The organism is Candidatus Binatia bacterium, from assembly GCA_029248525.1.
Lineage (GTDB): Bacteria > Desulfobacterota > Binatia > UBA12015 > UBA12015 > UBA12015.
Genome location: JAQWJE010000020.1, coordinates 1 through 25,029, shown reverse-complemented (window position 1 = coordinate 25,029; position 25,029 = coordinate 1). Strand labels below are relative to the sequence as shown.

20 protein-coding genes and 1 pseudogene are annotated in these 25,029 nt (G+C 59.0%); 9 read left to right on the top strand and 12 right to left on the bottom strand.

All coding sequences use genetic code 11. From position 1 onward, the window contains the following. The 4 genes from P8K07_05220 to P8K07_05205 all read right to left on the bottom strand — a co-directional run. On the bottom strand, nt 1-1,129 hold a 1,129-nt coding region (locus P8K07_05220), incomplete at its 3' end, for a DUF4215 domain-containing protein (GenBank protein MDG1957924.1). Then, entirely contained in the window at nt 1,095-2,309 is a 1,215-nt protein-coding gene (locus tag P8K07_05215; protein MDG1957923.1) for a hypothetical protein, read from the bottom strand. The genes P8K07_05220 and P8K07_05215, both read right to left, overlap by 35 nt. A gap of 244 nt (nt 2,310-2,553) precedes the next feature. Further along, a complete protein-coding gene (locus P8K07_05210) occupies nt 2,554-3,756 on the bottom strand; it encodes a serine hydrolase (GenBank protein MDG1957922.1) in 1,203 nt (400 codons plus the stop codon). A gap of 73 nt (nt 3,757-3,829) precedes the next feature. Next, complete coding sequence (locus tag P8K07_05205) at nt 3,830-4,024, bottom strand: CsbD family protein (protein ID MDG1957921.1); 195 nt, start codon at nt 4,022-4,024, stop codon at nt 3,830-3,832. A gap of 95 nt (nt 4,025-4,119) precedes the next feature. Between P8K07_05205 and P8K07_05200 the strand changes: the two genes are divergently transcribed. Beyond that, on the top strand, nt 4,120-5,334 hold the full coding sequence (locus P8K07_05200; GenBank protein ID MDG1957920.1) for an MFS transporter: 1,215 nt from the start codon (nt 4,120-4,122) through the stop codon (nt 5,332-5,334). Between the two features lie 38 nt (nt 5,335-5,372). Here the strand turns inward: P8K07_05200 and P8K07_05195 are convergent, their stop codons facing one another. The 4 genes from P8K07_05195 to P8K07_05180 all read right to left on the bottom strand — a co-directional run bounded on the left by P8K07_05195 (nt 5,373) and on the right by P8K07_05180 (nt 10,220). Then, nucleotides 5,373-7,562: a histidine kinase N-terminal 7TM domain-containing protein gene (locus P8K07_05195; protein MDG1957919.1), complete on the bottom strand. Its 2,190-nt coding sequence runs from the start codon at nt 7,560-7,562 to the stop codon at nt 5,373-5,375. 153 nt (nt 7,563-7,715) lie between these two features. After that, nucleotides 7,716-8,282, bottom strand: a complete 567-nt coding sequence (locus P8K07_05190; protein ID MDG1957918.1) for a DedA family protein — start codon at nt 8,280-8,282, stop codon at nt 7,716-7,718. A gap of 131 nt (nt 8,283-8,413) precedes the next feature. After that, nucleotides 8,414-9,511, bottom strand: coding sequence for a Zn-dependent alcohol dehydrogenase (locus tag P8K07_05185; protein ID MDG1957917.1), 1,098 nt, complete (start codon nt 9,509-9,511; stop codon nt 8,414-8,416). 58 nt (nt 9,512-9,569) lie between these two features. Continuing rightward, complete coding sequence (locus tag P8K07_05180; GenBank protein MDG1957916.1) at nt 9,570-10,220, bottom strand: hypothetical protein; 651 nt, start codon at nt 10,218-10,220, stop codon at nt 9,570-9,572. A gap of 164 nt (nt 10,221-10,384) precedes the next feature. Between P8K07_05180 and P8K07_05175 the strand changes: the two genes are divergently transcribed. Continuing rightward, nucleotides 10,385-11,917 carry an NmrA family protein gene (locus tag P8K07_05175; GenBank protein MDG1957915.1) on the top strand — a complete coding sequence of 511 codons (1,533 nt, stop codon included), beginning with the start codon at nt 10,385-10,387 and terminating at the stop codon, nt 11,915-11,917. 205 nt (nt 11,918-12,122) lie between these two features. Next, entirely contained in the window at nt 12,123-14,096 is a 1,974-nt protein-coding gene (locus P8K07_05170; GenBank protein ID MDG1957914.1) for a DUF4215 domain-containing protein, read from the top strand. A gap of 178 nt (nt 14,097-14,274) precedes the next feature. On the opposite strand, the gene P8K07_05165 is transcribed toward P8K07_05170, so the two are convergent. Beyond that, complete coding sequence (locus P8K07_05165; protein ID MDG1957913.1) at nt 14,275-15,057, bottom strand: DUF4215 domain-containing protein; 783 nt, start codon at nt 15,055-15,057, stop codon at nt 14,275-14,277. A 348-nt stretch (nt 15,058-15,405) separates the two neighbouring features. Here P8K07_05165 and P8K07_05160 point away from each other — a divergent pair, with 348 nt between their 5' ends. Continuing rightward, on the top strand, nt 15,406-16,377 hold the full coding sequence (locus tag P8K07_05160) for a hypothetical protein (protein ID MDG1957912.1): 972 nt from the start codon (nt 15,406-15,408) through the stop codon (nt 16,375-16,377). Nucleotides 16,378-16,395: 18 nt separating this feature from the next. On the opposite strand, the gene P8K07_05155 is transcribed toward P8K07_05160, so the two are convergent. Next, a complete protein-coding gene (locus P8K07_05155; protein MDG1957911.1) occupies nt 16,396-17,478 on the bottom strand; it encodes an NAD-dependent epimerase/dehydratase family protein in 1,083 nt (360 codons plus the stop codon). Nucleotides 17,479-17,799: 321 nt separating this feature from the next. On the opposite strand from P8K07_05155, the gene P8K07_05150 reads away from it, so the two are divergent. From P8K07_05150 to P8K07_05140, 3 genes are all read left to right on the top strand, one after another. Next, nucleotides 17,800-18,567: a TetR/AcrR family transcriptional regulator gene (locus tag P8K07_05150; GenBank protein ID MDG1957910.1), complete on the top strand. Its 768-nt coding sequence runs from the start codon at nt 17,800-17,802 to the stop codon at nt 18,565-18,567. A gap of 36 nt (nt 18,568-18,603) precedes the next feature. Then, the gene (locus tag P8K07_05145; GenBank protein MDG1957909.1) at nt 18,604-20,064 is read left to right on the top strand and encodes a coniferyl aldehyde dehydrogenase; all 1,461 of its coding nucleotides are present in this window, start codon (nt 18,604-18,606) and stop codon (nt 20,062-20,064) included. A gap of 139 nt (nt 20,065-20,203) precedes the next feature. Continuing rightward, complete coding sequence (locus P8K07_05140; GenBank protein MDG1957908.1) at nt 20,204-21,358, top strand: serine hydrolase; 1,155 nt, start codon at nt 20,204-20,206, stop codon at nt 21,356-21,358. Nucleotides 21,359-21,461: 103 nt separating this feature from the next. Here P8K07_05140 and P8K07_05135 read toward each other — a convergent pair whose 3' ends face one another. Next, a complete protein-coding gene (locus P8K07_05135) occupies nt 21,462-22,316 on the bottom strand; it encodes a hypothetical protein (protein ID MDG1957907.1) in 855 nt (284 codons plus the stop codon). Between the two features lie 117 nt (nt 22,317-22,433). Continuing rightward, nucleotides 22,434-22,682 (bottom strand): annotated as a pseudogene (locus P8K07_05130) (lipocalin family protein). An 859-nt stretch (nt 22,683-23,541) separates the two neighbouring features. On the opposite strand from P8K07_05130, the gene P8K07_05125 reads away from it, so the two are divergent. Together P8K07_05125 and P8K07_05120 are read left to right on the top strand one after the other, a co-directional pair. Next, nucleotides 23,542-24,267, top strand: coding sequence for a hypothetical protein (locus tag P8K07_05125; protein MDG1957906.1), 726 nt, complete (start codon nt 23,542-23,544; stop codon nt 24,265-24,267). Nucleotides 24,268-24,633: 366 nt separating this feature from the next. Continuing rightward, the coding region (locus P8K07_05120; protein MDG1957905.1) for a delta-60 repeat domain-containing protein at nt 24,634-25,029 on the top strand (396 nt) is incomplete at its 3' end.

Here is a 25,029-nt window from a genome sequence, read left to right as displayed (position 1 = left end):
CCAATCCGAAATCGGCACTGTTCATGATCTCGGTAACAGCCCGGGGCGCCTCATTTGTGCAGGTTCCGGCGCAGGCAAAGCCCGATTCGGCCTGGCAGACATCCGAGCAGCCATCGTTATTGCTGGTGCCGCCGTCATCACAGGTCTCAGCACCCGTGACGATATCGTCGCCACAGACCTCGGTACAAGTGCCGCTCGCGCAATCCCAACCGGTCTCAACCGCGCAGGTATCCGAGCAACCGTCACCGACATCGGTGTCGCCGTCATCACAAGCCTCGGGCGCATCCAACAGGCCATCGCCACAAACGATCTCATGGCAGTCACTGGGGTCTGCGTCATCGCAAGCCCAGTCCGACTCGACCACACAGACATCCGAGCAACCATCGCCCGGAGAGGTGCCGTCGTCGTCACAGGTCTCGGCGCCGGCCACGATCCCGTCGCCGCAAGTCGTGGTGCAAACGCTGGGCTCGGACGTACAGTCAAAGCCCGATTCGACCTGACAGGTCGCCGAGCAGCCATCGTCGGCGTCGCGGTTGCCGTCATCACAGGTTTCGCCATCGTCCGACTGGATGGTGCCGTCGCCGCACGCAATCAACGCCACGCCCGCACAGGTCGTTGCGCCCTCGGTGCACTGGTCGCCTGTGGTCTCGGGATTACCGTCATTGCACGACTGGCCACCGCAACCCGCGGTCGCGGCACAAGAGTCACCGCCGCTGGGGCCGACATAGCAGGAGTCGGTCGCCATCGTCGGGAACTCGATGACGTAGCCCTGCTGAGTGGCACCGATACGCCCGGAGTACCAAAGGTCGTTGCTGTTGAGATATGCATAGAAGTGTCCGGGCTCGCTCGGCACATGGCGCGGGTTATTTCCCGCCCAATGCTCATAGGCCCCGTCCACCGGAGTACAATCGTAGTTGCCCGCATCATCGACGCAGACCACAGTGCCGGGATCGTCCGTCCAGACCCAGTCTCCGCTGCTCGTATAGTAGGGATGGTCGGTCAGCCCGATCCACGCCAGCAATCCGCCGGCCGCTTGCTCGGCATCGCTATCTTCCTGAGCACTCGTGATACTGACGAGCTGGCCCTGGACGCCATCATATATACCAATCTCTGGCGACGCGCTCGGCATCCGGCCAGGAAATCCCGTTGTCAAAGACCCCGGCATAGGTATGCCCATTTGCGCCGGTCACAATCCGCGACTGCCAGGCATCCGACGTTGTGAAGGGAGTGGTCGCGGTGACCGGAGCTTCGTCCACCGGCACGTCAAATTCGATCACGTAGCCCTGCTGCGTGGCTCCCATTTTCGAAGTCGTCCAGAGCTGGTTGGCGGAAATCGATGCGTAGAAATACGCCGGCTCGCTCGGCACATGGCGCGGATTGTTTCCCGCCCAGTTCTGATAAGCCCCGCCCTCGGGCGTGCAATTGTAGTTGCCACCATCGTCGACGCAGACCACCGTGCTCGGATCATCCGACCAGACCCAGTCTCCCGCAGTCGTATAATAAGGATGATCGGTCAGCCCGATCCACGCCAGCAATTGATCGGCCACCGCACCGACCATGGCCTGCTCCTCCGCACTCGAGATGCTCACCAGGTGACCCTGCACGCCCTGATATTCCCAGTCCTTCGCCAGAAGCTCGGCTTCCGCCCAGGTCTTGCCCGAATCGAGGACCGCTGCATAGACGTGTCCGTCCGGGCCCGTCGTGATGCGCCCACCGTAAGCATCCGCCCCGGTAAACGTCTTCGTCGGGGTCACCGGGGTGTTGTCCACCGGCACCGCAAAGCGAATCACGTAGCCCGCCTGCTGCGCTATATCGGTCGAGCCGTACCAGAGCATATTGTTGTTCAAGTAGGTAGTTGTCGCTGATGCTTGTGGCTGATTCGCGGCGTAGTTTTCGTAGCCTGAGCCCGGCGTAATCCATACACGCAGGCCGTTTGCCACCGCACCGGCAAGCTGCTGCTCGTCAATATCGTTGATGATGGCGACTTCACCGGCAACACCCTGGTAGGTGTAGCCCTGCGCAGCAACCACCGCCTCGGCATACGTCCTCGCGCCAAATACCGCCGCCCAGTAGCTGCCGTCCCCGGCGAGAGTGACAGAGCCGAAGGCGTCTGACTCGGTGAATTCGGCCGCATGGGCCGGGGCCGATCCCGAGAGGGTGCCGATCAGCAGGGCGAAGGAAAAGACAAGGCAGATAAGGAATTCTTGAACGACATGATGGGTGATACTCCAGAGATTTGATTGGGTCTTGAACGTCGGTTGGTAAGTGCTGAGATCAGCAAGGCAGCAGGGCGAGACGGAACTTGACACGACTGGGAGGATCGCAATGCAACTTTATCTGGTTTCTCTCACACGGTGAGACACTTCGTCGATAACTGCGGACCTCCCTAGCCTCCAGAGAGCTGCATAGGGGTTTACCACCCCCCCCCGCTCCGGGTAGTTCCGCGAGTCGCTGGCCTGAGATACCTTCGTTCTTCAAGCCGCACGGATTGGCGCTGCGGAAACCCGCCCCGGCCCCTACTCGGGGGCCTGTGCCGAAGCCGACACGGCAGCGTCAGCGGGTCGCGTAGGCCAGGCGCTTGAAATCATGCGCGAACGGGTGCCAGAAGCCCGGCATCCGCTGGGCAAAACAAAGTCCCGCCATGTCGGCCGCCGGCGCAGCCCAACTGTGTGTGCCGGCCATGCCGCCCCAATGGAGCTCGCCGACCGCCGCCTCGGTCTCGCCCTCGCCAGGCGCAGTCTTGATCGCGAGACCGAGGCCAAAGACCGTGTGCGGCATCGCCCACATCGGGAAGTGCACCTCGACGCCGTCGGCGAGTTGGTTGGTGCGCATCCGGACAAGGGTCTCGGGCTGAAGAAGCCGCACCCCGTCGACCGCACCCTCTCCTACCATCAGGCGGAAAAACTTGGTGTAGTCGGCCACCGTCGAGACAAGCCCACCGCCGCCGGAAAGAAAACTCGGATACCGCGTGTACATGCCGGTCTGGGGATCATCGCCGGGGGGGAGGCCCGGCTCCATCGGGTCAAAGAAATTGGCGACACCATACATCGTGGTGAACCGGTCGCGCTTTTCTTCGGGGACCCAGAAACCGGTATCCACCATCTCGAGCGGCCCGAAAATCCGCTCCTGCAAAAAATCATCAAAGGATTGCCCCGAGAGAACCTCCACCAGACGTGCGCAAACGTCAGTCGCGAAGCTGTAGCGCCAATCGGTTCCGGGTTGGAAACAGAGCGGGAGTGCGGCAAGCCCGTCGCATAAGGAAGCCAGCGTCATATCCGGCGCGGCCAGCGGGTTGAGACCCGCCACCCCGTAGGCTTGGTCGATCACTGACTCAGGTTCGATAAAGCCATAGGACCAGCCCGCACTATGGCTGAGTGCATGACGGACCAGGATCGGCCCCTCGGCCGGCATAACGTCTTCAATCGATTTTGCGTCCGGCGCCAGTACCTTGGGGCTGGCAAATTGCGGCAGCTTGCTCTCCAGAGGCTCATCCAGCGCAAAGGCCCCCTCCTCGTGCAGCATCATCAAGGCCACCGACGTCACCAGCTTGGTATTGGAGTACATCCGGAAGATGGCGTCCTCGGGCAGCGGCCCACCCGCTTCGGCCGACAGCGACCCATGATGGCCGCGATGGACGACCTTGTCGCCGTGCAGGATCACGGTTGCCAGACAGCCAAGGAGCTTCTGGTCGACATACCACTGCATCCGCTCATCGAGTTCGCGGAATCGCTCGACTGCATTTTCGTGATTGGACATGGTGCGTTCTCCGATTCATCTGGTTCTGCCAACTTTCGCCGAAAAGGCTTGCCGCACGGCGGGGCAGGAAGACTCAAGGAAGCTTGACGCCGTCGAGCTTCTTCTTGATCACTTCCTTGGTATCGCCAAACTTCCTTTGAATGATCCCGTAGAGACGGTCAACAGAACCCTCCGCGCGCAGCACGTCGTCATCGGTGAGATCCCCCCAGGCCATTTTCGCCTTGCCCTTGATCACCGACCACGCTCCCTTGATTTGATCGTCATTCATGACGGAGAACATGGCGTTGAATGCGCGCCGACGCAACAACCCGGCCCCAAGGGCGCCTGCTGGATCTGAGGGTGAAACCCGCTATTCTTCCGGCCATGGCAGACGCAGGAACGACAACACCGAGAACTGGAAATCTGGTCATCAGTCTGGCCTTTGCGCTGGGCCTGGTGAACTACCTGGACCGTGTCGTCATCTCCTACGCGATCGGCCCGATCCAGAAGGATTTCGGGATCGACAACGCGAGCTTTGGTCTGGCGATGAGTCTTTTTGCGGCAGGCACGCTCGCCGTCAACGGAATCTCGGGCGTCCTGCTGGACCGCTATGGAGCGCGAAAGATCTGGGCTGGCGGCCTGATTGTCTGGTCGGGGGCCATGTTCCTGATGGGCTGGATTGAATATTGGTGGCTATTCCTCGCGTTTCGGGCGCTGCTCGGGGTCGGGGAAGGTGTAAACTTTCCGGCAATGAATCGTGCGATAGCCGACTGGGTCCCGCGGGAGAGAGCAACTCAGGCCACCGCATTCGCACTCCTCGGGGTACCCGGTGCGCTATTGATCGGCGGACCCATCTTCAGCTCGCTCATCAACCAGTTCGGCTGGCGCGCGACCTTTACGGCTCTCGGCGTGGCCGGATTTGCGATCTTTGTGGTGTGGCTCTCGTTCTACCGCGAGCCCGAGAAAGCCACCGCAGGAGCCCCGCCGACGCTGGCCGAATATGCAGCGGTCCTCCGCAATCCCACGCTGCTCGCGACCGCGTGGTCATTTTTCGGCTTCGGGGCCATCCTGTTTTTTGGGGTGACCTGGATCCCGGGATACTTCGAGCATGAATTCCAGACGAAGCTGGGCACCATCGGCTGGTTCACGACCATGCCATGGGCGCTCTCGATCGTCGGGATGGTCTTCATCGGCACACTTTCCGACCGGCTGTTTCGGGCCACCGGCGACATCCGGCGCGCCCGCATTCATCCAATCTGGATCCTGCAACTTCTGGCTGCTGCCTCTTTCCTCCCTCTGGCCTCGGTCACATCGGCCGACTGGGCGGTTTTCTGGCTGACGTTGGGCATCGGCTTCTCGATGTCTGCCAACGGTCCCTACTACTCGATCTGTACCGATCTATTCCCGAAATCAGCCGGTGCGGCCACCGGAATCATCGTCACGTTCTTCTCGGCCTCGGGCGTCTTGATTCCGTTTCTGGTCGGCTGGCTGACGGATACCACCACTTCTTTCGATGCCGCCTTCATCATGCTCTCGGGGATTGTCGGCTCGGGTGCGCTGGGATTGGTGCTGTTCGCCCGACCCGTTCGCACGCCATAGCGGATCCCGGTCCGCGGAAGACGACAGGATCGGAGAAATCAGGCGGGAGGGTCGCCTAGCGCCATGAGTCGATCGCGAAGATGTGAAAGCCGGATGGGTCTATAGAGGACCGGAAGATCGGCGCTTCGGCCCGGCGTCAGCGCCCTTTTCCTCGCGGAGGCAAGTTCGATCACCGGAACCCCTCCCCCCGCAGACCTCAATCGGTTCAGGTCATCCCGGCAATCCGCGGACGAAAATTCCTCGCTGACGAGCAGCGCGAGCAAATCTGTTTTTCCCGTCTGGTCGAGAGATGTCAGAGCGCTTTCCAGATCAGGAAAAGCAGAGCATTCAAAACCCAGGTAGGCCACTTGCTCCTGCAACTGTTGGCGGGTTGCCTCATGCGACTCGAGTGCAATCACAGATCTCGAATGGACCTCGGCAAGTCTTTCGTCCGACGGGGCGCCTCGACCGATACGAACCGTGAAGGAGAAGATACTGCCTTCGCCCACCTTGCTGGTCACTTCGACTGCTCCGCCCATTTGATGAACAAGTCGACGGACGATGGCGAGGCCCAGACCCGTTCCGCCAAACCCGCTCGAGTCGGTCCGTCCGATCTGCGAGAATTGTTCGAACAGTCTCGCCCTCTCCTCCCCGGGAATCCCCACCCCCGAATCACGGACCTCGCAGCGAAGCGTCAAAAACTCTCCTTCCACTGACTCCGAGGAAACGCCGACCACGATCTCGCCGGCCTCGGTGAATTTTACGGCATTGGCCAGGAGGTTCAGAATAATCTGTCGAATCCGCCCGGAATCGCCCACCGCCATCCTCGGGACCGAGGTCGGGATCACGCAGGCCAGCATCAGCCCTTTTTCTTCGGCATTTGCCGCGACCAAGTCGATTGCGTCCTCAAAGCAGGCGCGAATCTCGAAAGGTCGCTCCTCGAGAACCATCCGCCCTGCTTCCATTTTCGAAAAATCGAGAATGTCATTCAGAATCGTGAGCAGGCTTTCGGCGGCCGATCGAACGCGCTCCGCAAATTCGCGCTGCTCTACATCCAGTTTGGTATCGAGAAGGATATCGGTCATCCCGATGATTCCGTTCATCGGCGTCCTGACCTCATGACTCATTGTGGCCAGAAACTCGCTCTTGGCTCGATCTGCGCTCAGGGCCTGGTCACGAGCCTCGGCAAGCGCCCGCGCGGCATCCGTCCTCTCCGTCACATCCCGGATCACCACCAACTCTCCCGCATGGCGACGACGACGATCTCGCAGAACCGAGACACGCATCTCATACCACCCGCGCGCCCCGTCCTCTTCCTGGAAGACCTCGACCCCCGCATCCTCCCCACCTGCGCCCTCGCGGGCTCTCTGAACATTCGTGGCGACGCGAGGCAACGCCTCCTCCAGCGATTCCCCAAGGACCTCGCGGACGGGTGCCTCAAGAATCCTCTCGGCCGCTGCGTTCATGTCGATGATCCGGCCTTGCCCGTCCAGAACCATCACGGCGGCATCCAACTCCTCGAAAATCGCTTCTCGGGCGACCGGAACGAGTTCCAGAAAGCCGAACCGAAAAAGACTCCAAGCGATCAGCAGACCACTGAACCCGAAGCCCAGAGGCGTGAGGTCGAGCATTGGAGCAGGACCCAGCGAGGACAACCAGAGCACGTTGCCAATCGCGGGAAGAAAGGCAGCCAGTAGCAGTATGAAGTACTGCGGTCGGAGGAAATGCTGTGCCTGCAGAGCTGCGCGAAGAAGCGACAATGTGGCCACTGCGTAGAGACTCAGACCGTAAATGGTCCAACACCTGTACCAGAACCCGGATGTCCACTTGAGGCCGGGATCCTGACCGGGGACCTGCACGAGCGTGACGTCTTGCCACATCCAACCGTCGGTCCCGTTGAGCAAGACGACCACCACCGTCAAAATCGGGACCAGCAACAAACCTGCGATCCCGCGGCGAGAGATCCGCCCCCAACCACGCGTGAAATCCGAGACGAAAATGAACCAGGTCACCGGAACCGGAACGATCCCGAGATAGGCAATCTGCGCCCAGAACAGCTTGTCGGTCAGGGATGTCGAGAGCAGCTCCTGAGCATAGGCGAAGCACCAGAGAGACACCGAAAGGAGCTGACAGACAAAGGCGCTCACACCCGGCGCGGGAGACGGCGCCTTCTTCCAGAGGCGAAGCGCCAGAAGTCCCAAAAATCCCGCGGAAAACACCAGGAAAACGCTATAGACGGCGCTCGTCACGCGGATGCCGTCTTTTGCTGGATGTATCGAATCACTTCAGGAAGTTAGCCGGATCTCCTGCGCTACGGCAAGGAAAAAATCAGAATCCTTCGCCCTCTCGACGGAAGCAAACCTGAACGCTGGTAGCTGCCGAGCGGCGCGACCGCTGCAGGTTCAGTCGGCGACCTCTCGGTTCGCCATCCAGTGCCGAAAGGCCGCCGCCAGCCCGATGATGAGCAGCGCGACAAAGATCCATTGTTCGTAGCTCGCCATATCTCCCATCGTCGTCTCGACGGCCTTGCCGAAGAAAAAGCCGATCGACGCGGTCAACACCGACCAGATAAAGGCGCCCACGAAGTTGAGCACGGTAAAGCGCAACTGCGACACCCCCGACACCCCGAGCGCGGCCGCACCGAGCATGCGCATCCCGTAGAGGAAGCGGAAGCCAAGAATCAATGGCGTCCCCCAACGCTCCGAGAGCGCTTCGAATCGCTTCAGGCCCTTGTCCCAATGTGGCTTTGACTGCAGAAATGACTTGCCTCTGGAGCGACCGAGCTGAAACCAGAGCTGATCGCCAAGGGCAGCCCCCAGCGCCGCGACCACGATCACCGCACCGAGGTGCAGATAACCTCGATGGGCCGCAATCCCGGCCAGTACAACACCGGACTCGCCTTCGAGAAACGCGCACCCGAAAACAAAATAGTAACCATATTCGTGCAGCAAGCTCTCAAACGTCGACACAGGAAGTCTGTATCACTATTTCGGGCGAGATGCCTTACGCCAAATCGTAAAGATCGATCCACACTCGGGCGATTTATGTACGAAAGCGGTCACGCGCATGAATCTCGAATCTCCAGATTTGGTATCCACCATCAAGAAACGTCATCAAAGACGACCACCTGCCGGGCAACATCCCCCTGCCGCAGATGCTCAAAAGCATCGTTCAGACCGGTCAGCGGGATGCGCGAAGAGATCATCTCGTCCAACCGCAGGCGACCATCGAGATAGAAGTCCACATAGCGCGGCATATCGAAGCGGAAACGATTGGAACCCATAAAAGATCCGACGACCTTTTTTTCCTGCAGAGTGATGTCGGCTGCCGGCAGCGGAACCATTTCCATCATACCGACGACCCCGACCAAAACCGTCGTTCCGCCCCGACCGGTCATGGCCACAGCTTGCTGAATGGTCGGAATGCGACCGATATTCTCGAATACGAAATCCGCGCCCCCCTGGGTCAGTTCGTGAACAGCGGCTACCGCATCCTCCGTGCTGGCATCGACACAGTCGGTGGCACCCAGGCTTTTGGCCAATTCAAATTTCCACGGCTGGGTATCGATCGCGATGATGCGTCCGGCCCCGATAATCCGCGCGCCTTGCAAGGCTGCCAGTCCCACACCTCCGAGGCCCAGAATCACGACACTCGAGCCGGCCGGCACGTGAACCGTATTGAGAACCGCACCAATCCCTGTAGTGACGCCACAGCCGATCAGGCAGGCCCGGTCCAGGGGCATCTCGTCGCGAATTTTCACCAGCGATCGCTCGGGGCAAAGCATCTGCTCGGCGAACGAAGAAAGGTTTGCGAACTGGCCGAGCGGCGCGCCGTCGGCGGCACTCAGTCGCGGCGGGAGCGCCGGGTCGCGCCCCTCGAACTGGGTCGGACAAAGATAAGGACGTCCGTGCGTGCAAAATCGACAGACCCCACACCAGGAGTTCAGACAACCAATGACATGATCGCCGGCTCGAAAATCCGTCACGTCCGGTCCCACCTCTTCCACGACGCCGGCGGGTTCATGGCCGAGAATGCAGGGGGCGGGAAAAGGCAACCCGCCCTCGACCACCGTCAGGTCGCTATGGCAAATGCCCGAGGCGGCCGTGCGCACCAGGACTTCCCCCGGGCCGGGCTTGTCGATCGTCACTTCTTCAAAAACCAGCGGCGCATCGTTGGCGCGCATCACAGCAGCTTTCATGGGGACTCCCTTATTTGGTCAGTGTCTAGTTCAGGTTCCGATGCGTTCCGCGACCTGTCTAATTGCCGCCGCTCGGTGCCTGCGGTGCCTGCGGTGCCTGTGGTGCCTGCGGTGCTTGTGGTGCTTGTGGTGCTTCTGCCGCGTCTGGCAGGTCCTGTGCGTCCGGGACACCTGTCGCGCTTGCGGCACGAGCGGGCGCCTCGGCAATCGCGCCCGCTGCCGGGGCAGCCGCGGGCGCCTCGTCACCCAGGCACAGATTCTGGCTTTGTACCTGACCGAGAAAGACGCTGCCGATGATCATGCAGGGAACCCCGTCGGCCATCACCACCTGCCCGCGAACCTTGGAGTCGCTGCAACTGGCCTGGCAGCCCTGCAAGACTCCCTTGAGCTCCCGGTCGGTGCAGGCCTCCGTAATATCCGAGCATGCCATGATCTCCGCACAAACCTCCTGGCATCGTGCGATTTGGCAGACTTCGAACGGTGCGCAATCCCGATCCTTGCAATCCGTCGAGCCATCGCCGTCTTCATCGATGCCATCGTCACAAACCGACTCGGATTGTGGGCGCGCCGGCTCGGCGGGGGCGTTCGTCGACTCTCCTGACCCCGACGTGCTTGGCGATTCGGACGGCTGACTACAACCCCCGAGAACCAGCACCAGACAAAGCGCCCATACCGACCAAACACTCTTCCAGAACGGTTTTCTCTGCATGCCCATGGTGTCTCAGTTTCCGGGCATCTTCGTCAAGAACTCCGGAGTCTACGGATCGAAGTCCTCGGCGAATGGCAGGTGGCGGCGGCAATCCTCACGCCCGAGCTACGGCAGCTATATCGGCAAAACCTTTCGTGAACGGCCTCCCATGGTAGAAGGCTGGTATGTCGGACGAAACAGGATCGCGAGAGCAGTCAGCGGGGACCTCGTCTCCCGAAAGGGTCGTTGTTGCGGGGGCCTCGGGGTTTCTCGGCGTTGCTGTTGGGGAGGCCTTCGGCGCGTCCTACGAGCTGGTGGGCCTCTCACGCTCGGAGCGAGATCCCGGGGGCGGCTATACGAGCTTCCAAAAAACTGACCTTTTCTCGCTCCGCGACTCGAATCGCGCCCTCAAGGGGGCTGACCGGGCGATCTATCTGGTGCACAGCATGCTGCCCTCGGCCCGACTCATGCACGGTCATTTCGGCGACATGGACCTTCTCTGCGCCAATAATTTCGCTCGCGCTGCGGCTCGCAATGGCATCCGTGAAATTATCTATGTCGGCGGATTGGTGCCAGATATCGAAGAACTCTCCGACCACCTGAAAAGCCGACTGGAAGTCGAGGCAGCCCTCGCAGCAACCGGCATCCCTGTCACCACATTGCGGGCTGGTGTGATCGTCGGTGCTTCGGGTTCATCCTACCAGGTGATCCGACGGCTGGTGTCCCGGCTTCCCGTGATGGTGTGCCCCAGCTGGACCGGTACGCGCATGCAACCGGTCGCCCTGCGCGATGTGGTCGCCTCGATCGGACACCTGCTCGAGAATCCCTCGACCGAGACGCGCACATTCGACCTCGGCGCCCCGAACGCGCTCAGCTACCGCGAATTGATGTCGGCCACCGCCACCTCGATGGGCAAAAAACGTATCATGCTTCCCGTGCCGCTGATCACCCCGCGGCTCTCCAGCCTCTGGGTCACCATGACGACCGGCGCGCCGAGTTCCCTGATCGCGCCGCTGATCGAAAGCCTCGAGCACGAAATGGTCGTGCGACCCAGCGCGCGTTTGGAGATCCCCGGATACACGCCCACTTCCATCGAGGACATGCTGGCCGAGGCCGCCAGCAAAAGTGCTGACGGGGAAAAGCAGCCCGTTGCCAAACGCGCGGTGCCACGAGCCTTCCAACGATATAGCGAAGGCCGAAACCCGTCAGTCGCCCGCTCGGTCGCCCGCATGGAGCTTCCCGAAGGCGCGAATTCGATTTGGGCCGCGCGCGAATATCTGCGGTGGCTACCGGTGGCGATGAAGCCTCTGGTGCGTGTGCAATCCGGTCAAAGCCCCGACGAGGTCGAATTCTACTCGCCGCTTCTCGCTCGCGTGTTGCTCAAACTCGAGCATGCCAGCGAGCGCAGCACACCCGACCGCCAGATCTTTACCGTCACCGGCGGATTCCTGTCGCGACGTCCCGGCCACGGCCGTCTCGAATTCCGGCAGGTCGGCACAGGCCGCACGTTGCTGGCCACTGTCCACGACTTCGAGCCGAGCCTGCCCTGGTGGATCTACCGCAACACGCAAGCCGTGCTGCATGAGTTTGTGATGCGACGCTTTGGTAGCCATCTGGCCGGCGTCAAATTAACCCTGCCAATGGAAACCGAGGAACCGCTCGCCGATTTCCAATCTGGCGACGCCCCGCTCCCGCCGCCGGAACCCCGACAGAAATAGCCCATGTGCCGGCAAGCCTGCGGTAAATACGCTCACCTGGAATGGACCGCGGGGGCATGTGGGGTTTCCGCCGATGACGTGACGCCAAGATGTCGCGGCCTTTGTTTCTGTGCCTTTTTTGCAGCTGTATTGACCGGAAAGTAGCCGCGGGGATAGGCTGCCGGGGATGCGCTCCAGACTCGTCTTTGCACCGATCTTCGCCGCTATGGTCGCCTTGCTCGCTCCGCTGGAGACTGAGGCTGTCGAGTGCCTGGGCGATCGGACTTACGAAACGGCTGTCACGGATGGGTGTACGAGTATTTCGGGGGAACTCCGCGTCCAAAATACGTCGCACAGCAATGTCGACAGCCTCTCCGCGTTGACTGCCGTCGGCGGCGATCTCATCGTGCGTGACAACGACGCCTTAACCAACATCGATGGACTCTTCGCATTGACTTCTGTCGGCGGCGACAACACCTTTTTCAACAATATAGCCCTGACCAACCTTAACGGCCTCTCGGCACTGACTTTCGTCGGCGGCTGTCAGCGTATCAATTCGAACGATACGCTTGCCAACATCGACGGCCTATCCGCACTCACGTCCATCGGAGCATGTCTCCAAATCGAGAACAGTGACGAGCTGGCAAACATCGACGGCTTGTCTGCGCTGACTTCGATCGGCGGTCTTGTATCGATTCGTGAAAACGGCGCGTTGATCAACATGGACGGCCTCTCTGCGCTGACTTCTGTCGGCGAGTTTCTATCCATCTTCAACAACGACGCGCTCACCAACATCGACGGCCTGTCTGCGCTAGCTTCCCTTGGCGGTGGCCTTACCGTGTCCAGCAACGACATGCTGGTGGACCTCGATGGACTCCTCGGGCTGACCTCCATCAGCGGGAACCTCAGGATCGACTACAGCAGCGCGCTAATCAGCCTCGAGGGACTCCTCGGGCTGACCTCCGTCAGCGGGAACCTCAAGATCGACTTCAACAGCGCGCTAATCAGCCTCGAGGGGCTCTCCGGACTGACGTCCCTCGGCAGCCTCACCATCTCCCGAAACTTCGAGCTGACCAGCCTCGACGGCCTCTCGGCACTGACTTCCATCAGTGGAGATCTCGAAATCGAGGCGCACCCCGAGCTGCTCAATATCGACGGTCTGGCATCGCTGACTGGAGTTGGCGGCTCCTTGTCAATCCATGACAACGGTTCGCTGTCCAGCATCGGCGGCTTGTCCGAACTAATTGCTGTCGGTGGACCGATTTCCATCTACAACAATTTTGGACTCTGCCAAAATTTCGTTGATGACTTCCTCGACCAAGTTGGAAAAGATGGCGAAAGAATCGACAATAACGACGGCTACTGCCCCCCCGTCTGCGGGGACGGAATTGTCGAAACCGGCGAATCTTGCGACGACGCCAACACCACCGACGGGGACTGTTGCTCGTCCAGTTGCGAAATCGAGCCGACAGGCACGGTCTGTGGCCCAGCAGCCGACATCTGCGACATCGAAGAGGTCTGCGATGGCATCAGCCCCGCTTGCCCTGCTGACGAACGCCTGCCAGACACCGACACCGACGGCACCTGCGACGCCTACGATGTCTGTCCCGACGATGCCAACCCCTCTCAGGCAGACACCGACGAGGATGGCCGCGGGGACGCATGTGACCCGTGCACCGGTGGCATCGACGCCTCCAAGCCGTTGCTCAGGGGCACCAATTTCACAGCCGCGACTGGCAACGACAAGCTCAAGTACAAAGCCAAACTGGTTTTTGATGGGACGGTATCAATCAGCCCGCAGGCCCAAGGCTTCCGACTCCTGGTCGAAGATGCCAACGACGATATTCTCATCGACCTCGACATTCCGGCTGGCCTCTATGACCCAATCACCCGCAGCGGTTGGATCCCGGCGACCAATGGCAAAAAATTCCAGTACATCACCAAGACGCCCGTGGATGGGCTATTGCCCAAGGTCATCCTCAAGTGGAATCCCAGGAGGCCCAATGAGGTGCTGGTGAACGTCAACGGCAAGTCCGGAAACTTCGCCGACCCGAACGTCGCGCTCCCCCTCAAGGCCACCATATCTCTCGACCCGACCGACGCGATGACCAGCCTGTGCGCCGAGGCCGAATTCCCCGGACCGAAGCCCCTGCCCCATTGCCGCATCAGCGGCAATGGCGTTGCCCTTATCTGCAAATAGGAACCTTACCGCCGGGATGACCTAAGTGCGGCACGAGAGGCAATCGGGATGGTTTTTCTCAGGCGACGCTCTATTCGTGCATCCCGGGTTTGCCACCGCCCGCGGTTCTCGGCCTTCCGCCCTTCCCGCCTGCGTGATCGGGTCTGGTTCTCATTGAGCTGTGGCTGGGTGGAGATCGCTAGTCGTGGAATCCGGCATCGCGAAAAGCTCTCGATGCGGATGTGATGGGCAACGGGCCTGTCCAATGCAAAATCTCCGTTGGGGGCCCTTTGCATGAACCCTCACACGCCGACCATGGCCAGATGCCAATAGCCAATGGATCACAACTCAGGATCTGCGGCGATGCCGCTCCGGGGAAGAAGGCTCCACCAAGCGTGGCTCCAGGTTGTCGGATGTCGTACGACAGCCGATAGCGACCACCAACATAAGAGAACAGCACAGTCCCCTTGTTGTCATCCTCCACGAAGGAGGTACCGCTGAGACCGGAATCCTGACTCGCATACACCCCAGTCAGAGAACAATCCCCGTCCGACCGGATCAGCCAGCAGTCCCAATCGCAAAAAGATTCACCGTCACATTGCTCCCCGGCGGCCACGTCGACCACACCGTTGCCACACGTCTCATCAGACAGACAGTCTTCGCTGCATCCGTCTCCACCTTCGATGTTGCCGTCCTCGCAGACTTCGTTTGACTGCTGAACGCCATCACCGCAGCGTTCGAGAAGGCATTCCGGGTTGCAGCCGTCGTCGCCCCGTTGATTGCCATCGTCGCAAGACTCCTTTCCGGCAAGAATGCCATCACCGCAAACAGTCGTGCAGCCGGAAGGTGCCTCACCGGGGCAAATCCAGCCAGGTTCCAAACTGGTTGGACCGGAGTCGGTGGGTTCTGTTGAACCGCAAGAATAAAGGGCCCCGGTCGCACAAAGCAGGCTGGCAAGGATGACGAAACGAAAATCGTACATTCCGCAAACTAGCACGATGCCGCGGCGAGCCCAGTAAAATTCACAAACACCCCGCGGGCGGTAGGAAACATGAAGGCCCTTTTTGCCCAAGCGGCGCTCTAATCGAGCATCCCGATTTTGCCACCATCAGCGGTTCCCGCCCTTCCCCCTCGTGGCGGAGATGCCGGGCGAAATATCCGATTGACCATGGAGGGTAAGAAACACTAGAGTTCCAGTCGATACAGGGCGCTCCCCACCTTTCCATCTTGGAGAAATTTCATGAAGACATTCATGCTGACCTTGGGAATTACGCTGGCCGTTTGAGCAAATGCATCAGCTGCCGGCCTGACGGAGGAGCAGAAGTGCGCGATGAAGGCGGACCTGTTGGCTGGCAAGCTCAGTCTCTGCCTCAGCAAGGCCGATGCGAACGTTTCCAAGGGAAAGATCGACCTTACCGACGACGCCGACTTGAAATGCGAGTCAAAGTTCCGCTCGAGTTGGGGGAAAACGCGGGAGAAGTCGCAGGGCAAGGACCCCGGTCTTGGCCCTGATTGTGATGGCAAGATGACCGACGGGGTTCGAGACTCCGTAGAGGCGTCAGCCCTGATCGCCGCCGGCCGTGAGCTGACTATATTCCAGGTCAATGCTGCGGACCTCGCCGACGAGAGCGGTATTCAAATCCTGGTCGATGCCGCAATCGCTGGTGTAGATATTACATCAAACGATCAATCCATCTGCGAAAATGCCGGAGGCATTTGGGAATTGGAATCGTGCACTGCGGGCGCTGTTTATAACTGCACGGTAGGCGCCATGTGTAGCCGGTGGGCGTCGGAATACCCGGGCGACCTCGGGGATTATGCGAACGACTACGAGGGGCACGCGCCCGGGGTAGGCCCGGCGGTTTCCTGTGACGCTTTGGATTGGGACGACACAATCTTCCTTGTCGACCAGATCACGTCTCAATCATTCGATAATTTTCTCGGCATCCGATCCATTTGCTGCGACGGCTCCGGCGATTGCTACAGTTGCCCCAGCGGCGACACCTGCACTCCGAGCTACACCCCAAACGGAAGTGGGTGCGTTCCCAACTATGCGGTTATTGGCACCGGCTGCAACGACGGCAACAATGGCACCAATAACGATGTCTGCAACGGTGCGGGATCCTGCAGCGGAACGTTTATCAGTTGTCCGGGCGGCGACACCTGTACACCAAGCTATATCCCGAACGGCTCGGGCTGCAGCCCCAACTATGCGCCTTCCGGCACCACCTGCAACGACGGCAATCCGGGCACAATCAACGACACGTGCAACGGCGCGGGATCCTGCTGGGGAACGCCTTAGCGCCCCCAGCCCGCCTCTTCATCTGAGCTTTGGCTCGACCAGACCCAAGTCGATCAATGAGCGGCCCGTTTCCGCCAACGTATCTTCCACCGCGTGGGTCTGCAGTCCGAGCACCTCGCGCGCCCTGTCGCAACGCGCCCGGGGGGAGTCGTAGACCTGGCCGTGCTTCTCGATAATCTCCGCATAGCCCTCGGGGGCCCCACCTACGTCGATCTCGGGGAACAACTCGAGCAGCTTCTGCTGGAGCTGGACGCAATCGAGTTCGCCTGACTCGTCGGTAGCCGAGAGCTGGAATCGGTCCCCCGTGCGACAGGCATCGCTCTCGATCGCGAGCACATGGGCCATCGCCACGTCGCGGACGTCGACGATGTTCCACAGATGCTGCCAGCCGTTCCCGCAGGCCTCGCCCCGCAGCATGCGCCCCAGAAACCACTGCCACGAGAAGACCAGATCGTGCGCCTTGGCGAGAAGCGGGCCCAGAACGACGATCGGGTTGATCGAGATCGCCTCAAAACGCCCGCTCTCTCTGGCCGCCGCATATACGCGATGCTCGGTCTCGACCTTGGCCATCGCGTAACTGACCTGGCCCTTGTCGTTCAGGTTCTCGAGACTCCAGGAAGGATCCTTCTCGCGATTATCCGATGCCCAATCGTTTTCCGTATAACGGTAGCCGGGAGGACGGGGGTTCATGATCGCCGCAAACGAGCTCGTGTACACCAAACGACGAATCGTTTCGGTCCTCGCAACCGAGCGAAGGACGTTGTCGGTGCCCGAGACCGCCCCGTCGTAGACCTCCTGGGGATTGTTGGCTCCCCCGTAAGCCATCGCGGTTCCGACGTGCAGGAGCGCACTGCATCCGGCCAGGGGCACGTCATAGCCCCCCTCCTCAAGAAGATTGGCCCTGTGCAGAGTCAGGCTTCCGGGGTGGCCCTGTTCGTTCATGGCCAGCAGGTGTGCCGTCTTTTCGGGATTGTCCGGATTGGTGACGCAAGCGTGGACGGTATAGCCACGGTTCAAGAGCGCCAGAACAGTATGAGCGCCGACGTATCCGGACGCCCCGGTGACTGCGACGGGTCCCGAAGTTGGAGTAACGGAGGGCATGAATCGATTCCTTTCGTTGGTTGTTTATCGCCTGCAAGACCTGCGGACCGCAAGAAAGCGCCCGAAAATAACTGCCTGCCCCCCTACCCCGCCGCGTCCTGCCCCATCACCAGCGCGTCGACATCAAAGCCGAGCGACCGGGCCTTGTCGGTGAGCATCTTCCAGGTCTCGGGCGGGGTCGTCGGCGTGCGACCCCTCCCCATCCGATCGGCGGAGTTCCGGGTGTGGCTTGCCGCTAGGTTTCTGCGGAGCTGACCGACACTTGAAATGACCGCTGGTCAGCTATATAGATGACCAGCGGTCATTTATTGGCCAGGGGCGGTGAACCCGCCATGGCCGAGCGAGAAGAAACAAAGCCGTGTGGAGACACTCATGAACACAACTCCGGCGATTTATCAGAGAGCGAGAAGCGCAGAACAAAAGGCGCTTCGGCGGCAAGCAGTGCTCGACGCCTCCGAAACGTACTTCCATGAGGTTGGCTATGAGGCATTTTCCATGGCGCAACTCGCCAGGAACACGGGCCTGGCCAAGGGGACACTCTATCTTTACTTCCAAACCCGGGAAGAGCTCTTTCTGACCCTCTATGAGCAAAGCTTGATTCGATGGAGCCAAGTTTTCATCAATGAATTATCTGATTCCATGTCGAGTGAGGCGTATGCCCAATCGCTCTATACGACGGCCCTGGCCGACGGCGTCTTCTTGCCGTTGCTGACCCGACTTGAACATCTCATCGAGCACAATGTCGCGATCCCTCGGCTGATCGAGTCGAAGCGAATCTTCATCAAGCAGGTGGAAGTTCTTGCGGAACGATCATCCAAAGCGCTCAAACTAAGCACAGCGCAGGCAAGCGAGATCGTAAAAACAATGGGGGTCCTGCTGATCGGTGCGACGCAAACCGACCAGAGCCCATCATTAGAGAACGAAGAGTTACCGACGGATGTTCTGAAACTGATGGCCAGTTTTTCGTCTGAACCGCTCTTCATCAAGAATGCCGTTCGCATCATCGAGGGCATCCGCGCGGAAGCCTCCTCCAACATCCAAGCGAACAAAACAAATCAAACGCTCAAGCGAATCACGAAAAATCGCTGAACGGAAAACAATGCAGGGCAACCACAGAGGAAAACCATGAGCACAGCTGAACACTATAACGTCACAGATTTGACCGCACCGAATCTAAACGCACTCCTCGAACAACAGAGAGCCAAGTTTCGTGCCGAGGGCGAGGTCACCTATGCAACACGAATTGACCGCCTGAAAAGACTCAAGGCGCTGATTATCGAAAACAAGACAGAGTTTGCGGCAACAACCAAACGCGAATTCAACGATGCTCGATCCTATGAATTCAGTTTGTTTTCAGAGTTTGCGTCCAAGGTCGAGGCAATCGAATATTCAATGAAATATTTGAAAACCTGGATGAAACCGGAGAGGCGAAAAACCAACAAACCGATGAACTTTCTGGGCGGGAAAAGCCAGGTCCGATATTTCCCCAAAGGAGTTGTCGGCATCATTTCTCCCTTGAACCTGCCCTTCGGCCTGACCGTTGCGCCTCTGACGAGTGCGCTTGCTGCCGGTAACCGGGCCTTGCTGAAACCCTCAGAGTTCGTGCCTGAAACAGCGGCATTATTTGCCGAAGTTATCCCTCAATATTTCTCCGAAGATGAGGTCGCGGTCGTAACCGGCGGTGCCGAGATCGGTCAACAATTTGCGGAGCTGCCCTTCGATCACCTTCTGTTTACCGGATCCACTCGCGTCGGTAAGCAAGTGATGCAATCCGCGGCAAAAAACTTGGTGCCCGTCACATTGGAGCTTGGCGGCAAGTCACCCGTCGTCATTAGTCGCAGCGCAAAGATCGAACTCGCAGGAACACGGCTGGCTTTCGGCAAGCTGTTAAATGGTGGCCAACTCTGCCTGTCACCGGACTACGTCCTGGTGCCGGCGGAACTGGAAGAGCAGTTCATTGCGCGGGTCTCTCACGAGACGGAGTCAATGTATCCAAACATCACCGAGAATACGGACTATGCGGGTGTCTTTAACGAAAGACATTTCGCCAGATTACAAGGCTACATTGCGGATGCGGTCGCCAAGGGCGCAAAACTCACCATCGTCGGTGCTGACAAGACGCGTGCGTCCGCCAGCAACCGGCGCATGCCTCTGCATATTCTCCAGAACGTCCATGAGGACATGCAAGTCATGCACGAGGAGATTTTCGGGCCCATTCTCCCCATTATGACGTATGCGGATATCACCGAGGTACCGGACAAGATCGAACCCCGCCGAGATCCACTCGCTCTGTATTACTTTGGCACAGACAAAGGTGAACAGGAATACTTATTCACTCATGTCCAAAGTGGTGGTGTTTGCGTCAATGATATCACGCTTCATTACGTGCAAGAGGATCTGCCATTTGGTGGTGTTGGCGCCTCTGGAATGGGTGCCTATCACGGTCCGGAAGGGTTCAGAAACATGAGTCATGCACGCGCGTTTTACAGTCAGACCATGATTGATGTTTTGCCGATCATTGGCGCACGCCCGCCCTTTGGCAACAAATTTCGAAAGACGATCAGCAAAGTTCTGGGCGCAATCTGAATTCAGGCGCTGACGCTGGCTGGACGAACCACTGCCGCGTTCTGATTTATCGTCTGACCAGAGACCTCCCTGTCTGATTTTTTGTACCTTTTCGGTACCTGTGTTGACCGGACAGTAGCCTCGGGGCTACCGTCTCGCCATGCGCTCCCGACGCCTGTCCGCCGCTATCAGCCTGCTCGCCTGCCTGGTTGGCTGTGCCTCCAGCGTGGGTCCACCTCCGCAGGGGAGCACTGCCCTTGAGAACGCGTTAGCAGAGTTACGCATCTCGCTCGGCGAGCGATGGGGAATACCGATCCCGGGACTCGCGGTTGCCGTGATAGTCAACGGCGAGCCAACTGTTGCCGTATCCGGATCGGCCACCCCCCCAAGCTCTCTGCCATTGCAGCCAACCGACAGCTTTCACATCGGGAGCATCACAAAAACGTTTACCGCAGCACTGATCATGCAGTTGGATCAAGAGAAGAAGTTGGCCCTGAATCAGCCCATTAGCCAATGGATCGACTACCCCAAAGGTGACTCGATTTCGGTAGCAATGTTATTGGGCCACACCAGCGGCGTTGCCGATTTTTCGGAGAGTTCCTTGTACTCGCCGGCCGACAGCCCCGCGCGTTGCATTCAGATAGCCGCGGAGCTTGCCCCCGTCTTCGAACCGGGGGAGGACTGGTCCTATAGTAACACGAACTACATTCTCCTGGGGCTGATCGCTGAGAAAGTCACCGGTTCATCTTGGGCAACCGAGGTTCATTCCCGTTTTCTCAAACCCCTACAATTGGAGGATACTTACGTCTGGAGAGGCCAGCCGCGCGGATCGACAGTCAAAGGCTCAAGACTCTCCTGCGGCGGCGACGGCGAACCTGAGTGCCGCCCGCCACAATTCGGGCTTGAGATATTGCCAGTGACTCAAGGGTACGACTGGACTGTAGCGTGGGCTGCAGGAGCAATCGTGTCGACGCCGCAGGATGTCGCTCGCTGGATGCGGGCACTTGTTCAAGGCGATGTCCTCGACGAAGAGCATCGGCTCTTGATGACGACCGCTACATCCCAATCAATTGCGTCGCGCGCTCTTGCCCCATCGTTCGGAAACCTGCGATGGACCGGAAATAGTCTGGGCCTTTTCCGTTACGAGATCGAGGGGAATGGCATCGGCTGGGGACACGAAGGGCTGATCAATGGCTTCGCAGCGAATTCAATTCAAATGAGCGAACTCGATCTAACAGTGTCTGTACTCTCGAACTTCCAGATGACCGACAGCTTTGCGGCCATAGGAAGCCTTGTCGCGAATACGGGCCAATAAAAAACGTCAAGTTCTACCCGCCAGCACAACAGACCTTGGCGGTGAGTAAACACCTGAGCCAGACTCCCTCATTCGAGGGATGCTAGTCGTCGGTCGGCGCCTGCTATTCTTTCCGCATCGGCTTGGATGCTTCGAGCAAGTCTGCCCTCCCGGAAAACCCTACTTTTTGGAGATGATAGCGATTATCGTCTGGACAGAAATTACTGAACAGCAAATAGTCTTTGACCTTCGAGGGTTTCCAGTCATCATCCGACAGGTTACAGTTGCGGGTGCCCGGGTCGCAGCCTCGCAGCAATCGGCTGATCGTGGTCTCGCTCCCGCCCTCCCCATCATCTACCCAGAGCGCCTGTCGCGTGGCCACCACCAATGTGGAGTTGCCCGATTCGCCCAAAAAAGATTCCGGCGGCAAATCCTGTCCAATTTGCCTCTCCGAGAGCAGGATCACTTGGTCCGAAGTCAAATCTTTCTCGATAATAAAGGGGAATGCCGTCTCGAAAGGGTTTTGCGTGGCATCTCTCGAAGTCGGATCAATGGTAATTACGCGGTCAATCGGACACGGATAGCGAGGCTCGCCCTCACCTCCGGCCAAATCGAGGCCCGCGAGTTGGATTGAAAGGTTCGAGCCGAAGTATTGCGCAATCCGGTCCCCGTCTTCGGTCAACCTCCTCCAGGGCGTCGTCTGTGTCACTCCATCGGGGAAGGTATACGTCCAGGTATCATCCCCCTGAGGCGTCTTGGGGTTGTAATCACCATCTTTTCGGTCGTCGGAGTGACGACGAACAACCACAACAGCTTCGCATTCCTGAGACTTGACGCGATGGGCCCTGACGCCAGACGAGTCCGACCTCTCCTCAGCAAGGTTACACGGCGACGAAACCAACTCGATTGCGGCTGCAGGTTTCTCGGATTGCCCACACCCGGAAATCACCGCGAAACTGAATGCAAAAACAAACCCCATGAGGAGCCGTGATCGAGTTCGTTTTGCAATGAGGACATCTCGAAGTTCTATTCTCACCCATTCACAGCACATAATGAAAGCGAATCTCGTATTCCGCGGCGAGTCAAGTTTCTGCCAACTTGGGGCGACAGACCGGGCCTTGTCGGTAAGCATCTTCCACGTCGCGGGCGCCATGGTCGGCGTGCGGCTCAGGATCCACAGATACGAGCGGTCGGGGCCGCAGACCATCGACCACTGGTAGTCCAGGCCTTCCGGCGATTTCTCAGCTGTGCGTTTGTTATTCTGTTCAGCCGGCGTGATGCCACAGGTTGGGGGTGGGAGGCAATCGGACTGCGGCACAGATGGGCGTGTGGGCGGTGGGTGCATACAGGATCACCCCGCCTTGGTTTCTGTGCCTTTTTGGCACCTATATTGACCGCCGAGCCGCCGCAGGGCTACGCTACCGCCATCCGCTCCAGACGCCCGGGCCGTTGCCTAGTTTTGTCGTGAACAACTCCCCAGAACTCTCGCTTCCGGTGGACGGCAATGCGGTGATGTTTACGTCCAAGCTCGTAGGCATATTCACAACATCGACCGTTGTAGGTGTCGCGCCGCCCAAAACATACCCCGCTTCGTCCACGAAGGCTATGCCCTTCACCTTGAGGATACTCGGAAAACGAACCGTTACCGCTCAGGCGAGTGTGCTGGCCGCGAGGAAGCCGATGGTGATGCCAAGGAAGAGGTTTCGCATAGTCGAGAGCTTCACCCACCATCACCTCCACCGTCAAGCCGGATCTTTCATGTATCCTTCCCAGAAGACCCGCTTAGGCTAAGTTGGGTTCAGCCCCGCGAGCTCGCGCCGCTGCGGCAAATCTCAACTTATACGAGCGGCTCCGCTGGCGATCAGCTGTAGATGTTCGGAGTTATCCAAGCCACCGAAGCAAGGTGATAACGACAAAAGGGTTAGCCCCGGCGGGATCGGAGACCGCCAGAACCTCAACTTTCAAAGACGATTGTATCATGGAGCGGCGTCTCGTATCAGGCAGCAATCAAGACTCTTATGGACAATAAAGGACCATAGGAACAGCGAATCATCGGCTTTACTGCTGCTATATCGCTTTTTTCGCAGCGTAGCGGGCCTTTTTTCGCAACCGTGTCACGTTGTGACATCAAACGTCACGCCTCCTCTTTGAAAGGCGGATAAGCCGCCTGTTCAGCAATGACCCACGAGGGTCGGGAGGAAATCATGAGGAACCCAATTTTCGCTATTGCCTTGAATGGTAACTTTTTTTGCAGGAACCCTTATTCGGGTAGAGGTCTGAAGAAAGTTATTCTCACGTTGGCCCTCGTGCTGGCTTCCTCACTGTCCGCCGCCCCGGCCTACGCACTCGACGATCTAGGCAAATGCCGGGTCTATAACTCCAAGATCAAGTCGAACTTCGCCAAATGTCTTGAACAGGACAACCTGCTGGTCGCGAAGGGCAAAGAGCCCCGGGGAAGTTGCTGGATCAGGCGCGCGGTATCGCTGCAGAAAGCTACCGACAAGTTTGTCGTCAAGCTGGGGGTCAGCGCCGAGGAATGCGGCATCAGTGCGGCTCTGGCAACAGCGGACCAAGTACGGCAGCTATTCGCATCGGGGGCATCGTTGACCGAAGAGCAACTGACCACGCTCTCGAATGACAGCACTATCGAAACGATCGCAGATGAGGCAAGAGAAGCTGGCTGCGAGGCTGCAGGCGGCTACCTCTTTGCGGGCTTTTGCTTCCCCGGCAGACGCGACTGTTTCCGCGAGGGAGCTTGCGGGGCGTTCGTGACGGACTACGGACCCTACGCTGGTGTGACCATATCCTCCACCGGATGCTCAGACACAACTGCCGGAACAGATAGCTACAACCAAGGCCTCACATGGGCCAGCGGCTTCGATGTACCGATGCCGGAAGCGCTCGCACCAGGCTTTTGTTTGTCTAACTAGGCGCACTCCGCCTGTCCCGCACTTGCGGGCTGTTTGAAAAACGACGACGAACACAACTCGATCTCTCCAAACGCCGCGTACCGCCGCCCAGTGGCTCTGCCACGGGCGGGAAGGGCGTGAAACGCTGCCGTCTGGCAGGGCTGGGATGGATAAATAGAGCGCTTTCTGAGCCAAAACGATTTTTCGACCTAATTTGTTCCTTAAAAACGGTCTACGCAAATAAATTGCTGGTCACCAAGGCGTATACTAGGGCATATGAAAGATGGCCCCCAGATTTCCCGTATGTTCAGTCGAACCCCCGGTATGCGATCGGGAGTCTCGCGATAAATCGAAAAAGCAGCAACCTGGATCTGAAGGAGGAACCCGATGGGCAACCGAATCACGAAGACTGATCGAAGAGTCCGGATCAACCACAAAGCTGGTCAACGGCGTCATGGACCGGTTCAATTCGGCCTCGGGGTCTTGTGCCTTCTGCTGATGTCCTCCTCGGTGCGAGCCGACGAAACGACATGGACCTTTACGGGTTATGAAGACACCTACACCACGATCGCTTCGTCAGGACTTGTGGATGTATTCACTGCTTCGGCTCGGGCCCCGACTGGTCAGAGAATCGCCGTGGGTTTCACGAAAAACGATCCTTTCTTTCTCGGCGGCTTTACTGCCAATGAAAACTTCAATTTTGGCGTCGTCAGGTATGATCTCGACGGCTCCCTCGACCCTTCTTTTACGCCATCGTGCGCTCCTCTGTTCATCAATTGCACA

Excerpts from the sequence above, each read along its gene's own strand:
- P8K07_05185 (MDG1957917.1), bottom strand. The coding sequence starts at position 9,511 with ATGAAAGCTGCTGTGATGCGCGCCAACGATGCGCCGCTGGTTTTTGAA.
- P8K07_05160 (MDG1957912.1), top strand. The coding sequence starts at position 15,406 with ATGAAGGCGGACCTGTTGGCTGGCAAGCTCAGTCTCTGCCTCAGCAAG.
- P8K07_05210 (MDG1957922.1), bottom strand. The coding sequence starts at position 3,756 with ATGTCCAATCACGAAAATGCAGTCGAGCGATTCCGCGAACTCGATGAG.
- P8K07_05135 (MDG1957907.1), bottom strand. The coding sequence starts at position 22,316 with ATGGGGTTTGTTTTTGCATTCAGTTTCGCGGTGATTTCCGGGTGTGGG.
- P8K07_05145 (MDG1957909.1), top strand. The coding sequence starts at position 18,604 with ATGAGCACAGCTGAACACTATAACGTCACAGATTTGACCGCACCGAAT.
- P8K07_05165 (MDG1957913.1), bottom strand. The coding sequence starts at position 15,057 with ATGTACGATTTTCGTTTCGTCATCCTTGCCAGCCTGCTTTGTGCGACC.
- P8K07_05140 (MDG1957908.1), top strand. The coding sequence starts at position 20,204 with ATGCGCTCCCGACGCCTGTCCGCCGCTATCAGCCTGCTCGCCTGCCTG.
- P8K07_05200 (MDG1957920.1), top strand. The coding sequence starts at position 4,120 with ATGGCAGACGCAGGAACGACAACACCGAGAACTGGAAATCTGGTCATC.
- P8K07_05180 (MDG1957916.1), bottom strand. The coding sequence starts at position 10,220 with ATGCAGAGAAAACCGTTCTGGAAGAGTGTTTGGTCGGTATGGGCGCTT.
- P8K07_05125 (MDG1957906.1), top strand. The coding sequence starts at position 23,542 with ATGAGGAACCCAATTTTCGCTATTGCCTTGAATGGTAACTTTTTTTGC.
- P8K07_05205 (MDG1957921.1), bottom strand. The coding sequence starts at position 4,024 with ATGAATGACGATCAAATCAAGGGAGCGTGGTCGGTGATCAAGGGCAAG.
- P8K07_05170 (MDG1957914.1), top strand. The coding sequence starts at position 12,123 with ATGGTCGCCTTGCTCGCTCCGCTGGAGACTGAGGCTGTCGAGTGCCTG.
- P8K07_05175 (MDG1957915.1), top strand. The coding sequence starts at position 10,385 with ATGTCGGACGAAACAGGATCGCGAGAGCAGTCAGCGGGGACCTCGTCT.
- P8K07_05155 (MDG1957911.1), bottom strand. The coding sequence starts at position 17,478 with ATGCCCTCCGTTACTCCAACTTCGGGACCCGTCGCAGTCACCGGGGCG.